Genomic DNA, 25,219 nt, shown 5'->3' with positions numbered 1-25,219 from the left:
CATGGATGAGCCGCTGGCCTGCTTCGTCGCCCTCTATCAGCAGCTGGACAGACAGCAGTTGCACCGATTGTCCGAGGTCTATGCCGACGAGGTGATCTTTATCGATCCTGCCCACCGCATCGAGGGACTGGCGGCGCTCAGCGACTATTTTGCCGCCCTCTATCAGCGCCTCGCCTATTGTCGTTTTGTCATTACCAGTCAGCAGCAACAGGGGCGACAAGCCTGGCTCGGCTGGACCATGACCTTCTCCCACCCAAGGCTGCGTGGCGGCAAGCCAGTGACAGTGGAGGGGGCGACCCGCCTTGAATTCGACGAGGAGGGCAAGGTCTGCCTGCACCGGGACTATTTTGACCTCGGCGCCATGCTCTATGAGCAGTTGCCGCTGCTCGGATCCCTGGTGCGGACCATCAAGGGGAGGTTGGGGGCATGAGCGGCCGGGTACTGATCACAGGAGCCACCTCCGGCATCGGCCGCCAGCTGGCCCTCGATTACCGGCGCTCAGACTGGCTGGTGTGGGGCTGTGGTCGCGATGAGGAGCGGTTGCAGGGGCTGGAGAGTGAGGGCATCACCCCCTTGCAGTTTGATACCCGAAATCCAGCGGCCATGAACGCAGTGGCGGGCACTCTGCCTGCGCTGGATCTGCTGATCCTCAACGCCGGTCATTGCGAATATATGGAGTTGGCCGAGGGGTTTGACGGCGCCCTGTTTGCCCGGGTTATCGAGACCAATCTCATCGCTACCGGTCATGCGCTGGCCGCCTTCCTGCCACTGCTGGGGGCGGGGGCCCGTCTTGCCATCGTCAGCTCGTCGGTGAGCTGGCTGCCGCTGCCAAGGGCCGAGGCCTATGGCGCCTCCAAGGCGGCCCTCGACTATCTGGCCGATACCCTGCGCCTCGATCTGGCTGGCAAAGGGATCGGGGTCACCCTGATCCGCCCCGGCTTTGTGGAAACGCCGCTCACCGCAAAGAATGATTTTCCCATGCCTTGCCTGGTGCCTGTGGAGGAGGCGTCCCGCGCCATCATGGCGGGGCTTACCGCCGGTCACCATCAGATCCACTTTCCCCGTCGTTTCATCTGGCTGCTGCGCCTGCTCGGCGCGCTGCCGGTGGGACTCTGGCTGCGTCTTGGCAGCTCGCTTGTGTCGAAAGGACGCCACTCATGAAGAGAAAGATAGCCATCGTCGGTTCGGGGATTTCAGGGCTGACCGCCGGTTTTTTGCTCCACAAAAAGCACGACATCACCCTGTTCGAGGCGGCGCCGACCCTGGGCGGCCACACTGCCACCGTCGACGTGGAGCAGGGCGGGCGACGTTACGCCATCGATACCGGCTTTATCGTGTTCAACGATCGCACCTACCCCAACTTCCTGAGGCTGCTGGCGCGGATCGGGGTAGCCCGGCAACCGGCCGAGATGAGCTTCTCGGTGAAAAGCCCGGAGGGGCTCGAGTACAACGGTCACAACCTCGATACCCTGTTCGCTCAGCGCAGCAACCTGCTGAGCCCGCGGTTCTACGGCTTCGTTGCCGAGATCCTGCGCTTCAACCGGGAGGCTCGCGCCTGGCTGGTGGACCACCAGGCCCTCGATGTTGGCTCCGAACTGACCCTGGGGGATTTCCTGCAGGCGGGGGAGTTTAGCGACTACTTCGCCCGTCACTACATACTGCCGATGGGGGCGGCCATCTGGTCATCCACCCTGGCCGATATGCGGACCTTCCCCCTTGGCTTCTTCCTGCGATTTTTTGCCCATCACGGCCTGCTGGAGGTGGCAAACCGGCCCCAGTGGTACGTCATTCCAGGTGGCTCGCGCGAATACATAGGGCCGCTCACGGCGGGATGGCAGTCGCAGATCCGGCTGGCTTGTCCGGTAGCGGGGATCCGGCGAGTGACGAATGGAGTCATTGTCCAGAGCCATGATGGCGAGGAGCAGTTTGACGAGGTGATATTCGCCTGCCACAGCGACCAGGCGCTGGCCCTGCTGACGGATGCGAGCGAGCGGGAGCGTGCCATCCTCGGCGCCATGCCCTATCAGGCCAATGACGTCTGGCTCCACACCGACGCAACTTGTCTGCCGGTGCGCCGCAAGGCGTGGGCCAGCTGGAACTATCAGCTCGGTGATGATGACGGCGCACGGCCACTGGTGAGTTACAACATGAATATCCTGCAGGGGGTGAGTTCACCCGAGCCCTTCTGCGTCAGCCTCAATCCCGCAGGGCGGGTGGACGAGAGCAAGGTATTGCGCCGCTTCGTCTATCACCATCCGGTGTTCAATCAGAGCTCCATCGCCGCCCAGCAGCGGCGACTCGAGATCTGCGGCCAGCGGCGCACCCACTTCTGCGGTGCCTACTGGTACAACGGCTTTCACGAGGACGGGGTGCGCAGCGCCCTGGATGTAGCCATGCGCTTCGGGGCCGAGCTATGAAAGGCGCAACCACGACTGCGAGGGACGGGATCAGCGCCATCTGGCGGGGCTCGGTGCGCCACCGTCGCTTCGCGCCAAGGACTCACGCTTTTTCGTACCACCTCTTCATGCTGGGACTGGATCTCGATGAACTACCGGGCCTCGATCAGGGAAGATGGTTGGCGGTGGAGCGGGCCGGGCTGCTCTCCTTTCATCGTCATGACTACCTGCGGGGGAGTGCGGGTTCTCTCAAACAGGCGGTGTGGGACAAGGTGGCCGAGCTAGGCGGCGATGCCGACCCGGAGGGGCGGGTGCTGCTACTCGGCAACGTACGTTGTCTGGGGTTTTACTTCAGCCCGGTCAACTTCTACTTCTGCGATCGGCAGGGGGAGACGCGCTATTTGCTGGCCGAGGTCTCCAACACCCCCTGGAATGAGCGCCACTACTATCTGCTGGATCTGGCGGAGCTGGCGCCCCACGACAAGGATTTTCACGTCTCCCCCTTCATGGAGCTGGCCATGCGCTACCACTGGCGGATCCGCCCGCCCGCGCAGGAGACGCTGATCCACATCGAGAGCCATCCCGTATCCGGGGAGGCCAAGCTGTTTGACGCCACCCTGGCGCTGCGCCGCGTGCCGCTGTCGCGCAAGGAGCTGGTGGCGCTGCTGGTCCGCTGGCCCTGGATGACCATGAGGGTGCTGCTCGGTATCTACTGGCAGGCCCTGCGCCTTTTTATCAAACGAACCCCCATCTTCACCCATCCGGAGACTCGCTAATGGAACTGGTGCAATCTTCTGTTTCTGCCTCTTTCATCGACAAGGGGGCCAGGCAATTGTTGCTCAATTTGCTGGGGCGGCTCGACCAAGGCCAACTGCTGCTGCGAGATGGCCGCGAGCGTCACAGCTTTGGTGATGCAACCAGTGATTTGCATGCCGAGCTGGTGGTGCTGGATCCGGCCTTCTATCGCCGCTTGCTGCTGGGGGGCAGCATCGCTGCCGGTGAAACCTGGGTAGAAGGGCTCTGGACCAGCCCGGATCCGGTGGCGTTGGTGCGGTTGCTGGCCCGCAATCTGCCGCTGCTCGACAGCCTGGAGCGGCGCCTGGGCTGGCTCAGCTTCCCCTTCAACAAGGTGCGCCACTGGCGGAGTCGCAATACCCTGACCGGGTCGCGCGCCAACATCGCCGCCCACTACGATCTCGGCAACGCTCTTTATCAGGGTTTTCTTGACAGCCATATGCAGTACTCGAGTGCCATCTATCCCCATGCCGAGGCCACCCTGGAAGAGGGGCAGCAGGCCAAGCTGCGCACCATCTGCGAGCGGTTAGAGCTCGGCCCGGACGATCATCTGCTGGAGATCGGTACCGGCTGGGGTGGGCTGGCCGTCTTTGCCGCTCGACACTACGGCTGCCGGGTGACTACCACCACCATCTCCCAGGCCCAGCACGACTATGCAAAAGAGTGGATCGGGCGGGAGGGGCTCGGGGATCGCATCACCTTGCTGCTGGAGGATTACCGCAAGCTGGAGGGGCGGTTCGACAAGCTGGTCTCCATCGAGATGATCGAAGCGGTGGGTCACGCCTTTCTGCCGGACTACTTTCGCCAGCTGTCGCGCCTGCTCAAACCCGGTGGGCGCCTGCTTATTCAAGCCATCACTATCGCCGATCAGCGCCATGCCCAGTACCTGCGCGGGGTCGACTTCATCCAGCGCTATATCTTCCCCGGTGGCTGCCTGCCGAGCGTCTCCCAAATGGCGGGATTTCTGGCCCGCGAAACCGACATGCAGCTGGTGCGGCTGCACGATCATGGCCATCACTACGCTCGCACACTGGCCCACTGGTGCCAGCGCTTTCTGGCGCTGGCACCCGAGCTGCCGGCGCTCGGCTACAGCCAGGACTTCATCCGGCTGTGGCACTTCTATTTCGCCTACTGCGAAGGAGGCTTTTGGGAGCGCACCATCAGCCTGGTACAGCTGGAGGCGGCCAAACCCGGGCCGCTCGGCTGGTCGGGAGACTTGCCGGTAAGCGGTCACTGACCATGTGGCGGTGGGCCCAACTGCTGGGGTTCAACCTCTACTGGTTGCTGGCGGTGAAGTGGCAGCTACCGGGTCCCTTGCTTGCGATGCTGCTGCTTCATTTTCTCTGCTCGCCAAGCCGCAAAAGGGATCTGCGACTCCTGCCCATGGCCCTTGTAGGTAGCCTGCTCGATCTGCTGCTCTGGCGGCTCGGGCTGTTCGATTTCAAGGCCGGTTTTCCGCTCTGGCTGGCGCTGCTCTGGGTCGGATTTGCCCTGACGCTGGCCCATGGCATGCGCTGGCTACTGCGATTACCCCGTTGGCAACAGGGGCTGTTTGGCATGCTTGGGGGGACGGTCTCCTATGTGGCGGGAGCCGAGATGGGAGCAGTACACTTACCCTGGGGCATCGGGATCAGTGCGGCCTTGCTGGCCGTGATCTGGATGTGGTGGTTACCCCTACTACTGTGGGTAATGGTCAAGCTGGAGGGTGAGTCAAGATGAACACCTTTTCGACCGACACTTTGCTGTTTTCCAAGTGGACCAAAGAGAGCCAGCACGAGCTGACTGATCGCTTCTATCTGGTGGTGGCTTGCCAGCGGGATGCGCAGGGGCGGCTGATGCAGGTGGTGATGCAGGATATCAATACCCTGCAGGAACAGGAGATGGATTGGCATGAACTGGAAGATCCCAGCCATTGGCACATGGGGTGGAACTAGCCTGCTGGTAGTGGTGCTGAATCTGCACCTGGCGACTGCCGCGCAGGCTTCTGCTGTCCCTTGGCAACAGTTGCGTCCGGTCGGCCAGGGGGAGATGAACTGGCTCTGGTTCAAGCTCTATGACGCCACCCTCTACAGCGAGAGTGGCCGCTATCAGCCGAGCCATTATCCGCAGGCACTGACCCTGACCTATGCCAGATCCATCGAACGTGAGGATCTGCTCAGCGCCACCGCCGAAGAGTGGCAGCGGCTCGGTCTTGGCAGTGATGCCGATCGCCAGCGCTGGCTCGGGCAACTTGCGACCCTCTGGCCGGATGTGGCAGCTGGCGACAGGTTGACCTTCTATGTCGACAAGGCAGGAACCGGCCACTTCTGGTGGCAGGAGCAGCTCCTCGGCTCTCTCGCCGAACCGCAATTCTCCGCTGCCTTTCTGGCTATCTGGCTGGCGGACAACAGCCGGGCTCCAGCCCTTACCCGCCGCCTGCGCGGCCAACCCTGATGCCGGAGCTCTTTATGTCTTGTTACCGTCTATATCGTCTTCTCGCTTTGTTGCCACTCATGCTGCTGACCGGATGTGGTGCCAGCCTCGATGACTACCGTGGCCAGGGGCCCGAGTGGGATCTCGCCCGTTTCTTCAGTGGCAAGCTGGTAGCCCATGGCCTGGTCACAGACCGCAGCGGCGAAGTGACCAGTCGCTTTCGGGTCGAGATGGAGGGGCGCTGGCAGGAGGGCAAGGGAGAGCTGTTCGAGCAGTTCCATTTTGACGATGGTCGCCAGCAGACTCGCACCTGGTATCTACGCAAGGGGGCGGATGGCCACTGGCGCGGCAGCGCATCGGATGTGGTGGGGGAGGCGGTGGGCAAGACGGAAGGTTTTGCCCTCAACTGGTGTTACCAGCTCGATCTGGCGCTGCCGGACGGTGAAGTGGTACGGGTGAGCTTCGATGACTGGATGTATCTGCTGGATCAAGATCGCCTGATCAATCGAGCCAGGATCAGCAAGTTCGGCATTGATCTCGGGGAAGTGCTCCTCTATATCGAGCGCAAGCCATAGCCTTGTGGTCGGACAAGCCTCAGTAAAAAGCGCGCCAGTGGCGCGCTTTTTGTTACCGTCGGAGCACAGGCGCTCAGATGATCCGGTTCTCTTCCAGCATCTTGCGACGGGCCTCTTCCTTGGCCATCTTCTTCTTGCGGTTGTCACAGGGTTCGGGGCAATCGCACTCTTTCTCGATGCCCACGCTGCCCAGGCCACCGCAGGAGCCGGAGATGCTCTTCTTCTGGAAGATGTAGCCGATGGCCATGGCCACCACTACCGCCAGAAACACCCCGAAGGTGATCAGAAAAATCTGCATGTTGCTGCCTCTTACTTTTTAACCAGATAGGGCTTGAAGGCGTCGGAGTAGGCCTCTTCAAAACCCTTGTCGGTCTTGGTGATCACGAAGATCGCCAGTCCCCGTTCGTTGGCGTAGGCCAGGCTCTTCTCGGTCCCCATCACCATGAACACGGTTGCCAGCCCGTCCGCCGTCATGCAGGAGGGGTGGATCACGGTGACCGACACCAGACGATGCTGGATCGGTTTGCCGGAGCGCGGATCTATGGTGTGGGAAAAACGCTGGCCATCCAGTTCGTAATAGTTGCGATAATCGCCGGAAGTGGCAACGCCGTTGTCACCCGGTACTATCACTTCCTGTACCGTGCCGGTGCCCGCTGTGGGTTTCTCGATGGCCACGCGCCAGGGATGGCCCTTGCCATTGACGCCATTGATCCTCAGCTCGCCGCCGATTTCAACCAGATAGTTGCGGGCCCCCAGGGACTCCAGGTATTCGGCCACCTTGTCGACGCCAAACCCCTTGGCGATGGCGGAGAGATCCACGTAGAGATCCGGCACATCTTTTTGCAGGGTATCGGCATCGGCGGAGGTGATGACATGCAGATTGCCAAGCCCGGTCTTCTGACGGGTCTGGGTGATCAGCTCGTCGCTCGGGACCTTGGTCGGCCGTTTATCCGGGCCAAAGCCCCACAGATTGACCAAGGGGCCAACGGTGACGTCCAGCGCCCCCTGGCTCTCACGGCCAATGTGAATGGCCTCAGTGACGACTCGAGCGGTGTCTCGCGACACTACGACCGGTGTGGAGTCACGATGCTGGTTGAAGCGGGAGAGCTCGGAATCGGGACGATAGGTCGACATCTGATCGTTGACCCGCTCCAGCAGCACATCCACTTCGGCCTGCAACTTGGCCGGATCGCTGATGACGTCATCCGCCACCTTGATGGAGTAGTAGGTTCCCATGGTGCTGCCGGTGATATGGATCTCCGGCTTGCTTTGGACCGTTTCCTGACCGCACCCAGTCAAGAAAAAGGCTAGCCCGAAGGCTAGCCAGGTCTTTACAACGCTGTGCATGGATTAACCACCAAAGTCATCCAGCAGGATGTTTTCGTCTTCAACGCCCAGATCCTTGAGCATGTTGATGACGGCGGCGTTCATCACGGGAGGACCACACATGTAGAACTCGCAATCTTCCGGCGCCTCGTGGTTCTTGAGATAGTTCTCGTAGAGCACGTTGTGGATGAAGCCGGTGTAGCCGTCCCAGTTGTCTTCCGGTTGCGGATCGGACAGGGCGACGTTCCAGGTGAAGTTCTCGTTCTCGGCGGCCAGCATGTCGAAGTCCTCGACATAGAACATCTCGCGCTTGGAACGGGCACCGTACCAGAAGCTCATCTTGCGCTTGCTCTTCAGACGGCGCAGCTGGTCGAAGATGTGGGAGCGCATCGGCGCCATACCCGCACCACCACCGATGAACACCATTTCGGCGTCGGTGTCCTTGGCGAAGAACTCGCCGAACGGACCGGAGATGGTCACCTTGTCACCTGCCTTCAGGCTGAAGATGTAGGAGGACATCTGTCCCGGAGGGGCAGTCCAGTTGCTGGGAGGCGGAGTCGCGATCCGCACGTTCAGCATGATGATGCCGAACTCTTCCGGATAGTTGGCCATGGAGTAAGCACGGATGATCGGCTCGTCAACCTTGGATTCCAGATCGAAGATCTTGAAGCGATCCCAGTCACCACGATACTCCTCGGGAATATCGAAGTCCTTGTAGCGGACGTGGTGAGCCGGCGCTTCAATCTGGATATAACCACCGGCGCGGAACGGTACGCTCTCGCCATCCGGGATCTGCAGCTTGAGCTCCTTGATGAAGGTGGCCTTGTTGTCATTGGAGATGACGGTACATTCCCACTTCTTCACGCCGAAGATCTCTTCCGGCAGTTCGATGTCCATGTCGCCGCGAACGGTGACCTGGCAGGCCAGACGCTCGCCGTGACGGGCTTCGCCCTTGCTGATGTGATCCAGTTCGGTCGGCAGGATGTCGCCGCCACCGGACTTCACCCGCACCTTGCACTGGCCGCAGGAGCCACCACCACCACAGGCGGAGGAGACGAAGATACCGCTGCCGGCCAGCACGCCGAGCAGTTTGCCACCGGCCGGGCTGGTCACAGCCTTGGCCGGGTCACCGTTGATGCTGATTGTCACGTCGCCCGCGGTCACCAGCTTGGACTTGGCGAACAGAATGACTGCCACCAGTGCCAGCAGGATCACGGTAAACATGACCACACCCAAAATAATTTCCATCTATCGTTCCTTTCCGATTACAGGGAGATACCAGAGAAGGACATGAAGCCCAGCGCCATCAGGCCGGCGGTGATGAAGGTGATGCCGAGGCCACGCAGACCTTCCGGAACATCGGAGTACTTCATCTTCTCGCGGATACCTGCCAGCGCAACGATCGCCAGCATCCAGCCTGCACCTGAACCCACGCCGTAGACCACAGACTCGACGAAGTTGTAGTCACGCTGCACCATGAAGGAGACGCCACCGAAGATGGCGCAGTTCACGGTGATGAGCGGCAAGAAGATGCCGAGCGCGTTGTAGAGGGCCGGGAAGTATTTATCCAGCGCCATCTCCAGGATCTGTACCAGGGCCGCGATCACACCGATGAAGGTGATGAAGCTCAGGAAGCTCAGGTCGAGATCGGGGGAGAGGGCACCTGCCTTCAACACGTAGTTGTAGATCAGGTTGTTGACCGGTACGGCGATGGTTTGCACCACGATAACGGCAATACCAAGACCCATGGAGGTCTTGACCTTCTTGGACACCGCCAGGAAGGTACACATCCCCAGGAAGAAGGAGAGTGCCAAGTTTTCGATGAAGATCGAACGAATCAACAGACTCAGATAGTGTTCCATACCTTAATCCTTTGCCTCCACCTGCTTGGGATCCTTGGTGCGAACGCCCCAGATGATCAGACCAATGATGAAGAATGCGCTCGGCGGCAGCAGCAGCAGGCCATTCGGTACATACCAGCCACCGTTGTTCACCAGTGGCATCAGCTCGAGGCCGAACCAGGTGCCGGAGCCCAGCAGTTCACGCACGGTGGCGACGCTCAGCAGAATGGCGCCATAGCCCAGACCGTTACCAATACCGTCCAGGAAGGAGGGCAGCGGGGCACTCTTCATGGCGTAGGCTTCGGCACGACCCATTACGATACAGTTGGTGATGATCAGACCCACGAATACCGACAGCTGCTTGGAGATCTCATAGGCATAAGCCTTGAGCACCTGGTCAACCACGATAACCAGTGAGGCGATGATCGCCATCTGGGCAATGATCCGCACGCTGTTGGGGATCTGGTTGCGGATCAGGGAGATGAACAGGTTTGAGAAGGCGGTGACCGCCATGACCGCGAGGGTCATTACAAACGCTGTCTTCATCTGGCTGGTAACCGCCAGTGCGGAACAGACACCCAGCACCTGCAAGGCGATGGGGTTGTTGCCGAGCACAGGCGTCAACAGCAACTTTTTCATTTCGCTCTTGTCAGCCATTGTTGATTTCTCCTGCACGAACCTTGGCCAGGAAAGGACCGAAGCCCTTGGGACCCATCCAGAAGTCGAAGGTGTGCTGTACGCCGTTACCGGTCAGGGTAGCGCCGGACAGACCGTCAATCTCATGCTCAGAGCCAGCCGGAGCATGGCCCTTGATCACGCGCAGCGCGGGCATGCCGTTCTGATCGAACAATTTCTTGTCCTTGAACAGGGCTTCCCATGCCGGGTTTTCGATTTCGCCACCCAGACCCGGGGTTTCACCGTGGTCATAGTAGGTGATGCCCTTGATGGTCTGGCCATCCGGAGCAACGGCGACGAAGGCATACATGGTCGACCACAGACCCTGACCGTAGATGGGCAGGATGATGCTGTCGATCTTGCCTTCGCTGTCCTTGGCGAAGAACACCGGGATCAGCTTGGAGATCTGGCGCAGGCCGGCCTTGTCGTCGGCCGCAGCCAGACGGATATTTTTGGCCGGATCCTTGGCAGCCTGCTTGGTATCGAAGTTGTCGGCATCGCCGTCAACAAAGTTACCGGTGGAGAGATCCACCAGGCGGGCTTCGATCTTGTCGCCATACAGCTTGGCCATGTCGCGCTTGGCGACATCGCTGATGTCCACACCGGCAACGGCGAGGATGTTGCTCTGTTTGTCCAGTGCCTTGTTCTCCTGTTGGGTAGAACGCAGGCCAACGGCGGCAACGGATACCACGATGGAACAGGCCAGACAGAGGCCAGTCACCACGCTGACGGTGCCGAGGGTTGAATCTTTATTAAACGCCACGAGCAATCCTCCGCTTGATGTTTGCCTGAGCGACGAAATGGTCAAACAAGGGAGCAAACAGGTTCGCAAACAGAATGGCCAGCATCATGCCTTCCGGGAACGCGGGGTTGACCACGCGAACCAGCACGACCATGACGCCGATCAGTGCGCCGTACCACCACTTGCCCTTGTTGGTAAAGGCTGCGGAGACAGGGTCGGTCGCCATGAAGGCCATACCGAAGGCGAAGCCACCCAGCACCAGGTGCCAGTGCCACGGCATGTTGAACATGGGGTTGGTGTCGGAACCGATGACGTTGAACAGCAGGGAAGTCGCGATCATACCGACCATCACGCCGGCGATGATGCGCCAGGAGGCGATGCGCATGTACACGATCATGGCGGCGCCCAGCAGGATCATCAGGGTGGAAACTTCACCGATGGAACCCGGCAGGTTACCCAGGAAGGCGTCCATCCAGCTGATGGCTTCGCCAGTGGCGCTGTTGATCAGTGCCATCTGGCCACCTTGGGCCCACTGGCTCAGGGCGGTCGCACCGGAGAAACCGTCAACGGCAACCCAGACTGCGTCGCCGGAGATTTGACCCGGGTAGGCGAAGAACAGGAACGCACGACCAGCCAGGGCCGGGTTCAGGAAGTTCTTGCCGGTACCACCGAACACTTCCTTGGCCATCACCACACCGAAGGTGATACCCAGGGCGGCTTGCCACAGGGGCAGCTCGGGCGGCACGATCAGGGCGAACAGGATGGAGGTCACGAAGAAGCCTTCGTTGATCTCGTGCTTGCGCACCATGGCGAACAGCACTTCCCAGAAACCACCGACCAGGAAGACGGTGATGTAGATCGGGAAGAAGTGGGCTGCGCCGATCAGCATCTTGCTGCCGACACCGGCCACGGCCGGATCCAGGGAGGCACCCAGCATGGTTGCCAGCGCATATTGCCAGCTGCTGGCACCGGCGGCGGTACCCAGATGGGCAATCGCGGCAATGGACTGGTTGCCGACGTTGTACATGCCCCAGAACATGGCCGGGAACACGGCCAGCCACACCATGATCATCATGCGCTTCAGGTCGAGCGCATCACGAACGTGGGCAGCATTGCGGGTTACGGAACCCGGGGTATAGAACAGGGTATACGCCGCTTCGAACAGGGCGTAGTACTTGGCGTACTTCCCACCCGGCTCGAAGTGGTGTTCCATATTTTCAAGAAGTTGCTTGAAACTCATCGCTTAACCTTCCAGTTCAATCTTGGTCAGGCACTCACGCAAGATAGGGCCGTACTCGGTCTTGCCGGGGCAGACAAAAGTACAGAGGGCCAAATCTTCCTCATCCAGCTCCAGGCAGCCCAGTGCTTGTGCACCATCGGTATCGCCAGAGATCATGTCCCGCAGCAGCAGGGTCGGCAGGATGTCGAGTGGCATCACCCGCTCATAGTTGCCGATAGGCACCATGGAACGATCACTACCGTTGGTGGTGGTGGTGAAGTTGATCAGCTTGCCCTTCATCAGATGAGAAAGGGTGGTGCGGGTAATGGAGAACTTGTTGGCGCTGGGGTTGATCCAGCCCAGGAACTCTTTCTCGCGACCTTCACCCAGTGCGCAGACCTGATTGTGGTAACGACCCAGATAGTCGTGAACCCCGTCGGCCTTGGCACCGCTCAGCAGAGAACCGGAGATGATGCGGTTTTCGTCGGCACGCAGCTCGTTGTTGGTAATCTGGCTGATGCAGGCACCCAGACGGGTACGCAGCAGACGTGGCTTGAGCACGTTCGGACCTGCCAGGGCGATCACCTTGTCGGTGAAGATCTGGCCGGTGGTGAACAGCTTGCCGTAGGCGATCACGTCCTGATAGTTGATGTGCCACTGCACCTTGGTGCTGCTGACCGGATCCAGGAAGTGGATATGGGTGCCAGGCAGACCGGCAGGATGAGGACCGACGAAGATCTCTTCCTTGACCTGGGCCAGGGGAGAGTGAGGCAGGCTGGCTTCGCCCTTGCAGACGTAGACGTTGCCATCGGTCAGGCGAGTCAGCACGGCCAGACCGTCGAGGAACGCCTGGGACTGTTCCTTGATGATCAGCTCGGGATTGGCTGCCAGCGGGTTGGTGTCCATCGCGGTCACAAAGATGGCGCGCGGGGCGGAGCCAACGGCGGGAACTTTGCTAAACGGACGGGTACGCAGCGCAGTCCACTGACCGGAGGCGAGCAGGATCTCCTGCACCTTGCTGCGTTCGAGCTTGGCCAGCTCGGCGGAGGCAAAGTGCTCAAAGGTTACCTGTTCGTCCGAGCCGTCGAGGTCGATGACCACGGACTGAAGAACACGTTTGGCACCACGGTTAATCTCTGAAACCACACCGGTGGCAGGAGCTGTGAATTTAACGCCGGGATTCTTCTTGTCTTCGAAGAGATCCTGACCTTTGATGACGCGATCACCTACTTTGACGAACATAGTAGGTCGCATCCCCACGAACTCCTCGCCCAGTGTAGCAACACGGGTGATGGCGGGGCCATCGTAGATTACTTGCTCTGGCGCACCCAGCACGGGGATGTCCAGTCCTCTTTTGATTGTAATCATACTTACTTGCACTACCGTTACGGGAAGAGAGGTTGGTTAGCGCCGAGAAATACATCACGACGGGTGGTCGAGTGACGATATTGCCGTTGCAACCAGTAAACAGCGCTGGCGATCATCCAATATGCGGGGTCACTCAAAAGCGCTTGAGTTTACCACTTATGACTCATTTTCTGCCATGACAAATGGGTAAAATCCCTGTGCCATCACAAAATTAACCTCTCCTGAATAAGGGGGTGAACCCCTCGTAAACCGTGGTTTTAAAGGTTTTTTTATTTGAATACCCCAATGGGGGTAATCTTATTGTTGAAAATATTGATTAGAAAAGATAATCCGGCAGTTTTGTTTGCGAATTATTCTCATATGGGGCTTTTTATCGCCCCATTTCCAATGACTTGCAGGCGGGATGGCAGAGGGATGCAGGAACTCTCCTGTTCTGGCCGCGTCAGGGTTTGCCGACGCAGCTTGGGGTGCGCGGTGCCTGGCCCTTTTGCTGCCATTCGCTCTCTGTGTAGGTATGCAGTGCCAGGGCATGTACCGGGCCGGCCAGCTCGGGGGCCAGCACTTCATTGATCAGGCGATGACGGGCCAGGAGACGCAGACCTTCAAATTGCGGGCTGACGATGACCACCTTGAAGTGGCTCTCGGAGCCGGGCTCAACACGATGCATATGGCTCTCGTTGATCACCTCCAGCAGGCTGGGAGTGAGGGCGGCGGTCAGTTTTGCTTCAATGTGTTGTTGCATGGTCATCAGGATGCTTCCAGAAAGTGAACGTGAGGCCATTCTATCGGCAGTTGCCTGGCGGAATAAGTCCCCTTATGGAGAGAAATATGGCCGGGGAACGCCGTCATGGCGGCCCGAACTGGTGAAATTCCTCTGCCTCGCTAGAATAGCGCCACTTTGCGTCGCCCCTGGCGCCTGTTACCCGAATCAAGCCGAGGTTGGACTCATCCTATGGAAACCCTTCTTGTCACTCCCCATTGCCAGCTGACCCTCTATCGCTACCCGCGCCTGAGCCAGGAAACCCTGCAAGCCTGGGATGCGGCCGACGAATACCTGATCAACACCCTGGCTGAGTCCCCCCTGGAACAAGCAGGGCCCGTCATCATCATGAACGATGGATTCGGCGCCCTGGCGGCATTTTTGCACGGTTACTCTCCCGTCAGCGTCACCGATTCCTATATCAGCGAGCGGGCCACGCTGGCCAACCTGACCGAAAACGGGCTGGATACCGACGGTATCCGGCTGCAGGATGCGCTGGCGCCCCTGCCCGAAGCGCCGGCACTGGTGGTGATCAAGGTTTCCAAATACCAGGCGCTGCTGGAGCAGCAACTGCTGGCCCTGCGTCAGGTGGTGACGCCCGCCACCCGCATCATCGCCGCCGGCAAGGCCAAGGATATCCACACCTCCACTCTCAAGTTGTTCGAGAAATACCTGGGGGCAACCCGGACGTCGCTCGCCTGGAAGAAGGCGCGCCTCATCCACTGCGAACCGCAGGAAGAACGTCCAGCGCTGGCCAATCCGTTCCCCACCGTCTGGCCGCTGGAGGGCACCGACATGCTCATCCACAACCACGCCAACGTCTTTTCGCGCACCAGCCTGGATATCGGCGCCCGCTTTATGCTGGACAATCTACCGATACATAGCGCGCGCAAGGTGATCGATCTGGGCTGTGGCAACGGCGTGCTGGGACTCTCGCTGCTGGCACGGGACAGCGAGGTGGAGGTGACCTTTGTCGACGAGTCCTACATGGCGGTGGCGTCGGCACGGCTCAACGTCGAACACAACCTGGCGGAGGCGCTGCCGCGGGCCAGCTTCATGGTCAACAACTGTCTGGATGGCGTCGAGACGGGGGCGGCGGATCGGATCCTCTGCAACCCGCCCTTCCATCAGCAGCAGGCGATCACCGATCATATCGCCTGGCAGATGTTCTGCGATGCCCACCGGGTGTTGCCCAAAGGGGGGGAACTCTGGATAGTAGGCAACCGTCATCTGGATTATCACAATAAACTCAAGCGCTTGTTTGCCAACGCACAAGTCGTTGCGTCAAACAGCAAATTCGTTATTTTGAAAGCCATCAAACGCTAACGTCAAAGGAAGTTCATGATGAAAAAGTCACTCTTGCTGCTGGCCGCCCTGATGCTCGGCGGGTGCGCAACCCATTGGCCCGAGACGGCGCTGCTCAATCCGCAGATCGTGCCGGCCAACCAGCAATACTACTCGGGCAACCGGATCACCATGGAAGGGGTAGACAAGCGTGAGGCTGCCTATGTCTTCTCCATCAAGAAGAAAGAGAAGGCCACCGTGCTGGTCAACAGCGAGCGTCCGCTCAATCTGCTGGTCGCAGAGAAGCTGGCCGAGGGGCTGCGCAGCCAGGGGCTCGAAGTGGGCAACAGCGGCACCACCAACCTGACCCTGGTTATCTCGACCGCGGCGGTCAATGTGGAAGAGAAGACCTTCACTTATGTCACCAAATCCCGGGTCAGCCTGCAGGTGATCGCCGATTTTCAGGGCAACCGTCTGACCAAACAGTTCAACATGTCCTCCAGTAAAGAGGGACCGGGCGAGCCGAGCATGGCGGATCTGGAATCCACTCTGAACCTGCAACTGGGCAACGTATTGCAGCAGATCATGGCGGATGAGGCCCTGCGTGGCTATCTGAAGGGTCAACCGAGCGGCGCAGGAGTCTGATCATGAAAACACTCTGGTTGCTGGCCATGCTGGTCACTCCGCTGGCATTTGCCGGCCCGCAGGTAAGAATGGAGACCAACCACGGCAATATCGTGGTGGAGCTGGCGCCCAAGCAGGCGCCCCAGACGGTGAAGAACTTTCTGCGCTACGTGGCGGACGGCAGTTACGATGGCAGCCTGTTTCACCGGGTGATCCAGAACTTCGTGGTACAGGGCGGCGGCTACAACCAGCAGTTCCAGCAGTTGCCGACCTATGAGCCCGTGGTCAACGAATCCCGTGGCGGCCTGCCCAACAAGCGCGGCTCCATCGCCATGGCCCGCACCCAGGCAGTCGACAGCGCGACCCGCCAGTTCTACTTCAACCTGGTGGACAACAACAACCTCAACGCCAATGCCGGTGCCGGCTACACCGTCTTTGGCCAGGTGGTACAGGGAATGGAGGTGCTGGACAAGCTGGCACAGGTGCAGACTGGCTACAGCTCTATCCTGCGTGCCAACGACGTGCCGACCAGCCCCATCATCCTGAAGAAAGTGGTGTTGCTGGCCGAGAGCGGAATCGACAAGAAGGCGGGCAAGTAACCCTTTCTACCCGTGATGGCCGCTGCGACACGCTTTGTTGCAGAAGACAAGGCCCACCCCTTTCGGGGTGGGCCTTTTGTTTGTCTGGCGTTTGGGCCTGCCTTGGCTATCCGGGCCTAACCTGCCAAAATGGCGCACTTTTCCAAGATCCGTCAGGTAGTTGAACATGATCCGCAAACCGAGCTGGCGAGACTCGCTCGCCGTCTATCTCGAAGCCAGAGTGCTGATCCTCTTTGCCATGGGCTTTTCATCGGGTCTGCCCTTGCTGCTGGTCTTTGGCACCCTGTCGTTCTGGTTGCGCGAGGCGGATGTCAGCCTGACCGACATTGGTTATATGAGCTGGGTCGCCCTGGCCTATGGCTTCAAGTGGCTGTGGTCCCCCCTGGTGGATCGCATGCCGTTGCCGCTGCTCTCCAGGCTGCTTGGACGCCGTCGCAGCTGGATGCTCTTCTCCCAGTTGCTGATCGCGGGGGCTCTGGTTGGCATGGCGTTCTGTGATCCCAAGACCGGATTGGCACAGCTGGCGCTGTTTGCCCTGCTGGTGGCCTTTGCCTCGGCGACCCAGGATATCGTCATCGATGCCTATCGCATCGAATCCGCGCCGGAGCGGTTGCAGGCGGCCATGGCGGCTTCTTACATGACGGGGTACCGGTTGGCGATGATCATGGCGGGGGCGGGAGCGCTGGCCCTGGCAGCCTGGTTTGGCAGCAACGTGGGCTATGACTATCGCGGCTGGCAGATAACCTATCTCCTGATGGCGGGGATGATGTCTCTTGGCATCATCACCACCCTCTTTTGCCATGAACCTCAGATCGACCAGGCTACCCAGGATCAGCAGCAAGCCGAGCGCAAGGCCTGCCTGCTGGCAAAGGGGTGGCCATTGCCGCTGGCGAGTGCGGGGGCCTGGGCCTACGAGGCCATCTGGTGCCCCTTTGCCGACTTCTTCCACCGTTACGGTCGCTCGGCTCTGCTGATCCTGGCGCTCATTGCCTGCTATCGGGTGGCGGATGTGGTGATGGGGGTGATGTCCAACAGCTTCTATGTGGATATGCAGTTCAGCAAGACCGAAGTTGCCACCATTACCAAGGTATTTGGCGTCATCATGACGTTAGTGGGGGCGGCGCTCGGGGGCGTGCTGGTGATGCGCTTTGGCACCCTGCGCATTCTGTTCCTGGGGGCGCTGCTGACTGCCAGTACCAACCTGCTGTTTGCCCTGCTCAACCAGGTGGGCCACAACCTGGAGCTGCTGACCCTGATCATCTCGCTGGACAACCTCAGCGCCGGGATCGCTACCGCCGCGTTTGTAACCTATCTCTCCAGTCTCACCAATGTCGCCTTTTCGGCGACGCAATATGCGTTGTTCAGCTCTGTGATGTTGCTGCTGCCCAAGCTGCTGGCGGGGTTTTCCGGCCAGATAGTGGAGCAGGTCGGCTACAGTGTCTTCTTCGTGGGAACCGGTTTATTGGGGCTGCCTGTGCTGCTGTTGATCGTGTTGGTAGCGAGAAAAGGGGAGTCGTTGTTCTCAATACCGAGCAAATAGCAAGCGTTTGCGTTAAAGCGGGGGTGATTAGATTCACACTTCCAAAGAAAGTTCCCCAGAAGTTGTTTCTCCCCCTATTTTATTTGATTAGAATCCCATTCGCTCCTTGTGGGCAGGCTACGGAAAACCTCAACTAACACACAAGAGACCAATAAAATGGCCAAATTTACCAAGACTCTGATCGCTGCCGGCCTGCTGGCCGCTGCTGCCACTCCGGCGTTCGCTGCTGACTACAGCGGTGACATCCACAAGAACGATTACAAGTGGATGCAGTTCAACGTAATGCACACCATCGATCAGCGCCCGTTCACTGCCGCTGATGACGATTACAACGATACCTATCTGGAAATGGAGTTCGGCGGTCGTTCCGGTATTTTTGACCTGTATGGCTATGTCGATATCTTCGATATTTTCGACACCAAACACAGCGACAAGCACGGCGGCCAGAACCTGTTCATGAAGTTTGCTCCGCGCATGTCTCTGGATGCCCTGACTGGCATGGATCTCTCCTTCGGCCCGGTACAAGAGCTGTATATCGCCAACCTGAACAACATGGCTGATGGCCAGATGGAAAACCAGATCGGTCTGGGTGCAGACGTCATGGTTCCCTGGTTCGGCAAGGTCGGTATGAACCTGTACGCTCGCTACTCCAACGAGAACGAATTCTTCAGAGAAGAAGAGAACAGCTGGAACGGTTATCAGTTCTCCATGAACTGGTTCAAGCCTTTCTACACCTTCAGCAACGGCAGCTTCGTCTCCTATCAGGGCTACCTGGATTACGCCTTCGATCTGGATACCCATAACCGCGCCGATCGTACCAGCGACAACCTGGCTACCTTCCACGGTATCTACTGGCACTCCGATCGTTATGCCGTTGGTTACGGCCTGAAATACTTCATGGATGCCTACGGCACCAAAGATGGCTCCACCTCTTACAACGGTTCTCCCTGGAAGAGCTCTGGCTTCAGCCACTACTTCTCTGTTACCTACAAGTTCTAATCGAACTTGGGGTACAAAAAACCGGAGCCTTGGCTCCGGTTTTTTTATTTCTGCCCGATTGGACGGGCGCGAAGAGAGAAAGCGCCCGGGCCAATCAGTCGCGGAAATTCTGGAACTGCATCGGCTGGCCCAGTTCGGCGCCACGCACCATGGCCATCACTTCCTGCAGATCGTCACGCTTCTTGCCGGTGACGCGCACTTCGTCGCCCTGAATGGCGGCTTGAACCTTGATCTTGGAATCCTTGATCAGCTTGACCAGCTTCTTGGCCACTTCCTTATCGATACCCTGCTTGAACTTGACGTTCAGGTGGAAGCGCTTGCCGGAATGCACCGAATCACCCACTTCCATGGAGCTGGTTTCGATATTGCGTTTGAGCAGGGCATTGCGCAGTATTTCAACCATCTGCTTGAGCTGGAAATCGGCATCCGCTTCCAGTTTCACCTCTTCCTTGTTCAACTCGAAGCTGGCCTCTACCCCACGAAAATCGAAACGGGTGGCCAGTTCACGATTGGCGTTGTCGACGGCGTTCAACACCTCGTTCATTTTGACTTCAGAGACAATATCGAATGACGGCATAACCGGGCTCCTCATGTTGCGTTATCGGGGGGCAAATCTACCAGAAAACGGGCAAATTTGCTGATTTTGATGGGACCGCTCTGCTAGAATCCCCTGCGCACAGGAGTGGTCGGACCCGTTAGTGTCCGCCAGCGACATCTTCACTTATCCCAGGTAACAGGTTGAGAGGATTGCAGCCATTACCTCGATTGAGTCACATCATGCCAAGCGGATTACTGAATTCTCGACAGCCTTCGACACCTCAATGGACCCTGCTGGGCTGTGGGGCCCTCGGCGGCGTTTTTGCATCCTTGCTCACCCAAAGTGGTCAGCCGACCCGAGTCTTGCTGCGGGATCACCATCAATCTACCCTGCACCCGGGCATCGACTTCACCTCCCTGGAGGGTCACACCCAGCTGCTCGCCATCGAACGCGGATTTGTCAGCAAACCGGGACAGATCCAGCGCCTGCTGGTGATGACCAAAGCCAATCAGGTGATCGCGGCACTGACACCGCTGGTCGGCAAGCTGGCGGCCGGCGTGCCCATCGTGCTGCTGCACAACGGCATGGGCATTGCCGAGCAGGTCGTCGCCCTGTTTCCCCACAATCCGGTGATTGCCGGAGTCACCAGCCATGGCGCCATGAAGAGCGGTCACTTCGTGTTTCGCCACACCGGCAAGGGCGAGACCTGGCTTGGCCCGGTCAACGAGGCCGCCAGAGCCCATGCCGCGCTGGCCGATGAGCTGGCGCTGGCCCTCGGCCAGGCGGGCTGGGACGAGCAGATCCGGACCCGTCAGTGGCAGAAGCTGGCCATCAACTGTGCCATCAATCCCCTGACCGCGCTGCACAAGTTGAAAAACGGCGAACTGGCGGGGCCTCGTTTTGCCGATACTCTACAGCAGGTTTGTGTCGAGGTAGCCGATGTGATATGCGCCGAAGGCATGCCAACCACGGCCGAAGAGCTGCTGCGCCGGGTGATGACTGTGGTGGAGTTGACCGCCGATAATAACTCTTCCATGCATCAGGACATGGAGCAGAAGCGGGAGACCGAGATCGACGCCATCACGGGGTTCCTGCTGGCCAGCGCGGCAAAGCATGGCATTGCCGTACCGGTCAATCAGGGGCTCTATCAGGCGATTAAAGAGAAGAGCCAGGTGGCGTGAGCCTAAAGGCAAGGAGGTGAGGATGAGCGTACTGGTGTTGGTGGCCCCGGGGTCGGAAGAGATTGAAACCGTGACCATCGTCGATACTCTGGTGCGGGCCGGTATAGAAGTGGTGCTAGCCTCCTGCTGTCCGGCTGGTGAGCGCCAGATCAGGGCCTCTCGCGGAGTGCAACTGGTGGCGGATTGCCATCTCGACGAGCTGGCCAGCCGCGACTTCGAGGCGATCGTAGTGCCCGGTGGCCTGCCCGGCAGCGAAGTGATCCGCGATACGCCGCTTGCCATCGAGCTGCTGAAAGCGCAGGCCGCTCTCGGCCGTTGGCGAGCCGCCATCTGCGCGGCTCCCGTGGTGGTGCTGCAGCATCACGGCTTGCTGGGGGAGGCCAAGGTCACCTGTCATCCCGGCTTCCAGTCGCACCTATCGGCTGCACAGTTGGCAACGGACAGGGTGGTCAGGGATGAGGCTCACCGTCTCATTACCAGCCAGGGACCGGGCAGCGCCATCGAATTTACCCTCGAGCTGGTGCGGGTGCTGCGCGATGATGTCCTGGCCGAGCGCATCGCGGCCCCCATGGTATTGCCATAAGGCCGGACATGACGACCGTTCTGTAAAACGGGCTCCCGCCATCACGGTGGGAGCCCGTTTTTTATCTCAGCGCAATGGGAAGAGCTTGGGTCAATAGTCGTAGCGACCGCACTGTTTCTTGTTGAATTCCCCCTGCCAGCGCGCCAGTTCCTCCCGCGTGCCCAGGGTATCCCCCTTTTCGATGACCTGTTTGAGATGCGCCATCCTGTCATAAAGCCAGCGGCAGCAGGCAGAGTCCCAGCCATAGATATTTCATCCCGAACGTTCCTTGTTGTGCATGAAAGGTCTCTTTGGAGTCTATCATCTTGTGCCGATGACGGGGATAGTGCGCTGTTTCACCCTGGGGTAAGATAGCCGCATGTCTGGTTATTTATACAGTGGTATGCGCAAGATCATCCATATCGACATGGACTGCTTTTATGCGGCGGTGGAGATGCGGGACAACCCGGCGCTGCGTGACGTGCCGTTGGCGGTCGGCGGCGCATCCGATCGCCGTGGCGTCATCTCCACCTGCAACTATGTGGCCCGCCGTTTCGGCGTGCGTTCCGCCATGCCGACGGCGCTGGCGAAAAAGCTCTGCCCCCCCCTAGTGCTGTTGCCGGGGCGCATGGCGCTCTACAAGGATATTTCCCGCCAGCTGAGGGCCATCTTTCTGCGCTATACCGATCAGGTTGAACCCTTGTCGCTGGACGAGGCCTACCTCGATGTGACTCACAGTGCCTGCTGTGGTGGCAGTGCGACCCTGATGGCCCGGGAGATCCGCCATGCCATCGCCACCGAACTGGGGTTGACCGCCTCGGCAGGGGTGGCCCCCAACAAATTCCTGGCCAAGCTTGCCTCGGAGCAGCGCAAGCCCGACGGTCTGTTTGTCATCCGTCCCGACGAGGTGACCGAGTTTGTCCGCCAGCTGCCCCTTGGCAAATTGCCCGGAGTGGGGCGCAAGACGGCGGAGCGGCTCGAAGCGCAGGGGCTCTACAGCTGTGAAGATGCCAGAGCCTTGAGCGTGGAGGAGCTGTGCGAGCGGTTTGGTAAATTGGGCGAGATGCTGGCGGGCCGGATCTGGGGGCGGGATGATCAGCCGGTTCAGGCACAACGCATACGCAAGACCATAGGGGTGGAGACCACGCTGGCGAGCGATCTGTGTGACGAGCAAGGCTGCCTTGCAGTACTGGACTCCCTGCTCCCCGAACTGGAGCGACGTTTTGAGGCCGTCTGCCCGGCAGATCAGTTGATGGGGCAGGGGATCAAGCTCAAGTTCTCCGATTTTCACCAGACGACTGTCTACCGCAGCCAGGGGGGTTACCAGCGCGGACTCTTTGCCGTCTTGCTGAAGGAGGGATTGCAACGGGCTCAAGGGCGGCCGGTGCGTCTGCTGGGGCTGGTGGTCGGCCTGCCGAAAGAGGGGGAAGTGAACCAGCTGTCGCTTGATTTGCTCTGAAAAAGTTAAGTTTTTGTTTATAAAGTCGATACTCTATTTATCTCGGTATGACGTGAAGTAGGAACTTGGCATGCGCGCTCTCTCTGTCCAGGGTCGGATCACCCTGATCTCCGGTTGTTGTCTGTTGGTTACGGCCGCCGTCCTGGTTATCTCCTCGCTCTACAATGCCAACAAGATGCAGGATCAGGTGCTGCAGGCCACCATGCAGGAGGCCCAGCTGTCGGCCGAGCACTGGATGACGGCGATAGGGGGTGAACAGGCAGCCAAGGTGACCAGTTACCTCGACGAAGCCTACTTCCGGGCCACCTTGCTGGCCGAAGATCTCCTGTTCCAGCGCAGGAATGCGGCCGAGAACTTTACCCATTCGGAAGCTCTGCGCGGAGCTCTTAATCAACAGCTGAGGGATGCCGTGGCCTCCTCTGCCAATCTTCTCGGTGCCTATGCGGTGTTCGAGCCGGATCAGCTGGATGGGGAGGACAGCAACTATCAGGGCTCCAGCGCTCTAGGGGCCAATGACAAGGGACGCTTTGCCAGCTACTGGGCCAATGATCACGGAAAGATAGTCTCCGAGGTCATGGATGAGGAGGTGCTGGCCGACGAGAGTCCCACCGAGACGGGCGGGGTGGAAAATGAGTGGTATCGCTGCAGCATCCGCACCCGGGCGCTCTGTCTGCTCGAACCCTATCTGGATGAGGTGGGGGGCCAGCAGATCCTGATGACCTCGGTCACCTATCCCTTGCAGGAAGAGGGGACCTTGCTCGGTATGGTGGGAGTCGATGTCCCACTGACCAGTTTGCAACAGCTGGTGAACAGCATGGATCAGCAACTCTACAGCGGAAAAGGCAAGATCCTGCTGGTCAGCCACGAGGGGCGGGTCGCCGGGGCCAACGAGTTTGACGTGTCCATGGGGCAGACGCTGGGTCAGCAATATTCCGAGCTGGCTGCCGATTTGAAAGGGTGGCTCGATCAGGGGCAAGTGCTGAGCCGCTGGAGTGATGACGGTGCCTTGTTGCAGACCTTCGTGCCTGTCACCATGCGCGGTACCCCGCAACAGTGGGGTATCTATATCGAACTCCCCAGGGACGTGGTGCTGGCGTCGGCCAAGCGGCTGCATGGCAACCTGGCCGAGGAGGGCAGACGCAGTGTAGCCACCCAGGTGGTGATTGGCGTGCTCATCTCCCTCATCGCCCTGTGCGGTATCTGGCTGATGGCGCGCCAGATAGTGGCTCCCATCCGTGCCGTGGTGGCTCGCCTCAAGGACATTGCCAGCGGTGAGGGGGATCTGACCCAGCGCATCGAGATCCAGCGCGAGGATGAGATCGGCGAGCTGGCCAAGTGGTTCAACAGCTTCCTCAACAAATTGCAATCCACCATCAGCCAGGTCATCGCCACCGTGGAGGGGACCCGAACCAGCGCGGAGCGGGCCGCCCAGGTGGCCGAGCGTACCAGCAACGGCATGCAGGCCCAGTATCAGGAAATTGATCTGGTGGCTACGGCATTCGAAGAGCTCAGTGCAACGGCGCTGCAGGTATCCGGCAATGCCAGTGCTGCGGTGACGGCGGCCAACGAGACAGACACGGCGGCCCAGGAGGGCAAATATGTGGTGGCCGACACCCAGACCGCCATGGGGCGGTTGATGACGACCATCAATGAGGCCCAGCCGGTGGTGGAGCGGCTCTCGGCCAACAGCGAGAACATCAATGACATCCTCATCGTCATCCAGGGGATCGCGGAGCAGACCAATCTGCTGGCCCTGAACGCCGCCATCGAGGCGGCCAGGGCAGGTGAGCAGGGGCGGGGTTTTGCCGTGGTGGCCGATGAGGTCCGCAATCTGGCGGGCCGCACCCAGAACGCCATCGTCGAGATCCAGACCTTGATCAGCGAGCTGCAATCGGGCACGGGTGCCGTGGTCAATGCGATCCGCGAGGGCCATGGTCAGGCGGATCAGACGCTCGCCAAGGTCGACCTGTCGGTACGGGTGCTGGAGCAGATCATCCAGTCCGTTTCCACCATCCATCAGATGAATGAACAGATCGCCAGGGCTGCCCAGGAGCAGACCCGGGTTGCGGAGGAGATCAATCGCAATGTCAGCAATATTCGCGATGTGAGCCACACCATTCGGGGTGAGGCGGCCACTTCCGCCGAAAACGGTCGCAAGCTGTCAGCATTGGCGGACAAGCAGCAGCAACTGGTGGGGCAGTTCAAGGTATAGAAAAAAGGCGCCATCCAATAAGAGGCGCCAAACACATTCAGATGACAGACTGGGTTAAATCGCGTCGATTTAGCCCCTCTTCCCGCAGAGGAAGAAACACAACACCACAATC

General features: G+C 59.6%; 28 protein-coding genes. 18 read left to right on the top strand and 10 right to left on the bottom strand.

Annotated elements, in window-relative coordinates; genetic code table 11:
* Position 1: 1 nt before the first annotated feature.
* Genes ACB034_RS05365 through ACB034_RS05325 form a run of 9 tightly spaced genes read left to right on the top strand, consistent with a single transcriptional unit; the run spans position 2 to position 6,178 of the window.
* On the top strand, positions 2-430 hold the full coding sequence (locus ACB034_RS05365; protein ID WP_371172275.1) for a nuclear transport factor 2 family protein: 429 nt from the start codon (positions 2-4) through the stop codon (positions 428-430).
* Positions 427-1,161: an SDR family NAD(P)-dependent oxidoreductase gene (locus ACB034_RS05360; protein ID WP_371172274.1), complete on the top strand. Its 735-nt coding sequence runs from the start codon at positions 427-429 to the stop codon at positions 1,159-1,161. The genes ACB034_RS05365 and ACB034_RS05360 overlap by 4 nt, the downstream gene beginning before the upstream one ends.
* Positions 1,158-2,417, top strand: a complete 1,260-nt coding sequence (locus ACB034_RS05355; protein ID WP_371172273.1) for an NAD(P)/FAD-dependent oxidoreductase — start codon at positions 1,158-1,160, stop codon at positions 2,415-2,417. The genes ACB034_RS05360 and ACB034_RS05355 overlap by 4 nt, the downstream gene beginning before the upstream one ends.
* Positions 2,414-3,172 carry a DUF1365 domain-containing protein gene (locus ACB034_RS05350; protein ID WP_371172272.1) on the top strand — a complete coding sequence of 253 codons (759 nt, stop codon included), beginning with the start codon at positions 2,414-2,416 and terminating at the stop codon, positions 3,170-3,172. Before ACB034_RS05355 ends, ACB034_RS05350 begins: the two co-directional genes overlap by 4 nt.
* Positions 3,172-4,428, top strand: a complete 1,257-nt coding sequence (locus ACB034_RS05345; protein ID WP_371172271.1) for a class I SAM-dependent methyltransferase — start codon at positions 3,172-3,174, stop codon at positions 4,426-4,428. Before ACB034_RS05350 ends, ACB034_RS05345 begins: the two co-directional genes overlap by 1 nt.
* Positions 4,429-4,430: 2 nt before the next feature.
* Entirely contained in the window at positions 4,431-4,910 is a 480-nt protein-coding gene (locus ACB034_RS05340; protein WP_371172270.1) for a DUF2878 domain-containing protein, read from the top strand.
* A complete protein-coding gene (locus ACB034_RS05335) occupies positions 4,907-5,125 on the top strand; it encodes a TIGR02450 family Trp-rich protein (protein WP_124239298.1) in 219 nt (72 codons plus the stop codon). The genes ACB034_RS05340 and ACB034_RS05335 overlap by 4 nt, the downstream gene beginning before the upstream one ends.
* On the top strand, positions 5,082-5,624 hold the full coding sequence (locus ACB034_RS05330; RefSeq protein WP_371172269.1) for a chalcone isomerase family protein: 543 nt from the start codon (positions 5,082-5,084) through the stop codon (positions 5,622-5,624). Before ACB034_RS05335 ends, ACB034_RS05330 begins: the two co-directional genes overlap by 44 nt.
* Before the next feature lie 14 nt (positions 5,625-5,638).
* Positions 5,639-6,178 carry a DUF3833 domain-containing protein gene (locus ACB034_RS05325; protein ID WP_223378793.1) on the top strand — a complete coding sequence of 180 codons (540 nt, stop codon included), beginning with the start codon at positions 5,639-5,641 and terminating at the stop codon, positions 6,176-6,178.
* 73 nt (positions 6,179-6,251) lie between these two features.
* Here the strand turns inward: ACB034_RS05325 and nqrM are convergent, their stop codons facing one another.
* From nqrM to ACB034_RS05280, 9 genes are all read right to left on the bottom strand, one after another.
* Positions 6,252-6,476, bottom strand: a complete 225-nt coding sequence (nqrM, locus tag ACB034_RS05320; RefSeq protein ID WP_026458096.1) for a (Na+)-NQR maturation NqrM — start codon at positions 6,474-6,476, stop codon at positions 6,252-6,254.
* Between the two features lie 11 nt (positions 6,477-6,487).
* Entirely contained in the window at positions 6,488-7,525 is a 1,038-nt protein-coding gene (locus ACB034_RS05315) for an FAD:protein FMN transferase (RefSeq protein WP_042028013.1), read from the bottom strand.
* A gap of 3 nt (positions 7,526-7,528) precedes the next feature.
* A complete protein-coding gene (gene nqrF, locus ACB034_RS05310; protein ID WP_042073202.1) occupies positions 7,529-8,752 on the bottom strand; it encodes an NADH:ubiquinone reductase (Na(+)-transporting) subunit F in 1,224 nt (407 codons plus the stop codon).
* Positions 8,753-8,769: 17 nt separating this feature from the next.
* Positions 8,770-9,366 (bottom strand): NADH:ubiquinone reductase (Na(+)-transporting) subunit E, encoded by a 597-nt coding sequence (nqrE, locus tag ACB034_RS05305; RefSeq protein ID WP_026457917.1) that lies wholly within the window; start codon positions 9,364-9,366, stop codon positions 8,770-8,772.
* Between the two features lie 3 nt (positions 9,367-9,369).
* Entirely contained in the window at positions 9,370-10,002 is a 633-nt protein-coding gene (locus ACB034_RS05300; protein ID WP_042028012.1) for an NADH:ubiquinone reductase (Na(+)-transporting) subunit D, read from the bottom strand.
* Positions 9,995-10,783: a Na(+)-translocating NADH-quinone reductase subunit C gene (locus ACB034_RS05295; RefSeq protein WP_026456010.1), complete on the bottom strand. Its 789-nt coding sequence runs from the start codon at positions 10,781-10,783 to the stop codon at positions 9,995-9,997. Before ACB034_RS05295 ends, ACB034_RS05300 begins: the two co-directional genes overlap by 8 nt.
* A complete protein-coding gene (locus tag ACB034_RS05290; RefSeq protein WP_026456009.1) occupies positions 10,773-12,002 on the bottom strand; it encodes an NADH:ubiquinone reductase (Na(+)-transporting) subunit B in 1,230 nt (409 codons plus the stop codon). The genes ACB034_RS05295 and ACB034_RS05290 overlap by 11 nt, the downstream gene beginning before the upstream one ends.
* Positions 12,003-12,005: 3 nt before the next feature.
* Entirely contained in the window at positions 12,006-13,349 is a 1,344-nt protein-coding gene (locus ACB034_RS05285; RefSeq protein ID WP_026456008.1) for a Na(+)-translocating NADH-quinone reductase subunit A, read from the bottom strand.
* A 442-nt stretch (positions 13,350-13,791) separates the two neighbouring features.
* Positions 13,792-14,097: a BolA family transcriptional regulator gene (locus ACB034_RS05280; protein ID WP_042028010.1), complete on the bottom strand. Its 306-nt coding sequence runs from the start codon at positions 14,095-14,097 to the stop codon at positions 13,792-13,794.
* Positions 14,098-14,301: 204 nt separating this feature from the next.
* On the opposite strand from ACB034_RS05280, the gene ACB034_RS05275 reads away from it, so the two are divergent.
* From ACB034_RS05275 to ACB034_RS05255, 5 genes are all read left to right on the top strand, one after another.
* The gene (locus ACB034_RS05275) at positions 14,302-15,435 is read left to right on the top strand and encodes a methyltransferase (RefSeq protein ID WP_224210223.1); all 1,134 of its coding nucleotides are present in this window, start codon (positions 14,302-14,304) and stop codon (positions 15,433-15,435) included.
* A gap of 18 nt (positions 15,436-15,453) precedes the next feature.
* Entirely contained in the window at positions 15,454-16,038 is a 585-nt protein-coding gene (locus ACB034_RS05270; RefSeq protein WP_026456005.1) for a YajG family lipoprotein, read from the top strand.
* Between the two features lie 2 nt (positions 16,039-16,040).
* Positions 16,041-16,616 carry a peptidylprolyl isomerase gene (locus ACB034_RS05265; protein WP_342013038.1) on the top strand — a complete coding sequence of 192 codons (576 nt, stop codon included), beginning with the start codon at positions 16,041-16,043 and terminating at the stop codon, positions 16,614-16,616.
* A 160-nt stretch (positions 16,617-16,776) separates the two neighbouring features.
* Positions 16,777-18,156 carry an MFS transporter gene (locus ACB034_RS05260; protein ID WP_371172268.1) on the top strand — a complete coding sequence of 460 codons (1,380 nt, stop codon included), beginning with the start codon at positions 16,777-16,779 and terminating at the stop codon, positions 18,154-18,156.
* A 156-nt stretch (positions 18,157-18,312) separates the two neighbouring features.
* Entirely contained in the window at positions 18,313-19,155 is an 843-nt protein-coding gene (locus ACB034_RS05255; RefSeq protein ID WP_042073198.1) for an outer membrane protein OmpK, read from the top strand.
* 94 nt (positions 19,156-19,249) lie between these two features.
* On the opposite strand, the gene ACB034_RS05250 is transcribed toward ACB034_RS05255, so the two are convergent.
* The gene (locus ACB034_RS05250) at positions 19,250-19,732 is read right to left on the bottom strand and encodes a YajQ family cyclic di-GMP-binding protein (RefSeq protein WP_026456001.1); all 483 of its coding nucleotides are present in this window, start codon (positions 19,730-19,732) and stop codon (positions 19,250-19,252) included.
* A gap of 200 nt (positions 19,733-19,932) precedes the next feature.
* Between ACB034_RS05250 and ACB034_RS05245 the strand changes: the two genes are divergently transcribed.
* The 4 genes from ACB034_RS05245 to ACB034_RS05230 all read left to right on the top strand — a co-directional run bounded on the left by ACB034_RS05245 (position 19,933) and on the right by ACB034_RS05230 (position 25,107).
* Positions 19,933-20,874 (top strand): ketopantoate reductase family protein, encoded by a 942-nt coding sequence (locus ACB034_RS05245; protein ID WP_371172267.1) that lies wholly within the window; start codon positions 19,933-19,935, stop codon positions 20,872-20,874.
* A gap of 22 nt (positions 20,875-20,896) precedes the next feature.
* Positions 20,897-21,457, top strand: a complete 561-nt coding sequence (locus ACB034_RS05240; protein ID WP_371172266.1) for a DJ-1 family glyoxalase III — start codon at positions 20,897-20,899, stop codon at positions 21,455-21,457.
* A 382-nt stretch (positions 21,458-21,839) separates the two neighbouring features.
* A complete protein-coding gene (dinB, locus tag ACB034_RS05235; RefSeq protein ID WP_338612499.1) occupies positions 21,840-22,895 on the top strand; it encodes a DNA polymerase IV in 1,056 nt (351 codons plus the stop codon).
* Between the two features lie 70 nt (positions 22,896-22,965).
* Positions 22,966-25,107 carry a methyl-accepting chemotaxis protein gene (locus ACB034_RS05230; RefSeq protein WP_371172265.1) on the top strand — a complete coding sequence of 714 codons (2,142 nt, stop codon included), beginning with the start codon at positions 22,966-22,968 and terminating at the stop codon, positions 25,105-25,107.
* Positions 25,108-25,219: the final 112 nt, after the last annotated feature.

This window comes from Aeromonas sp. S18(2024) (assembly GCF_041402525.1).
In the GTDB taxonomy this organism is placed as follows: domain Bacteria; phylum Pseudomonadota; class Gammaproteobacteria; order Enterobacterales; family Aeromonadaceae; genus Aeromonas; species Aeromonas enteropelogenes.
The sequence above is the reverse complement of the archived record's forward strand: the minus strand, read 5'-3'. Positions and strand labels throughout refer to the sequence as shown.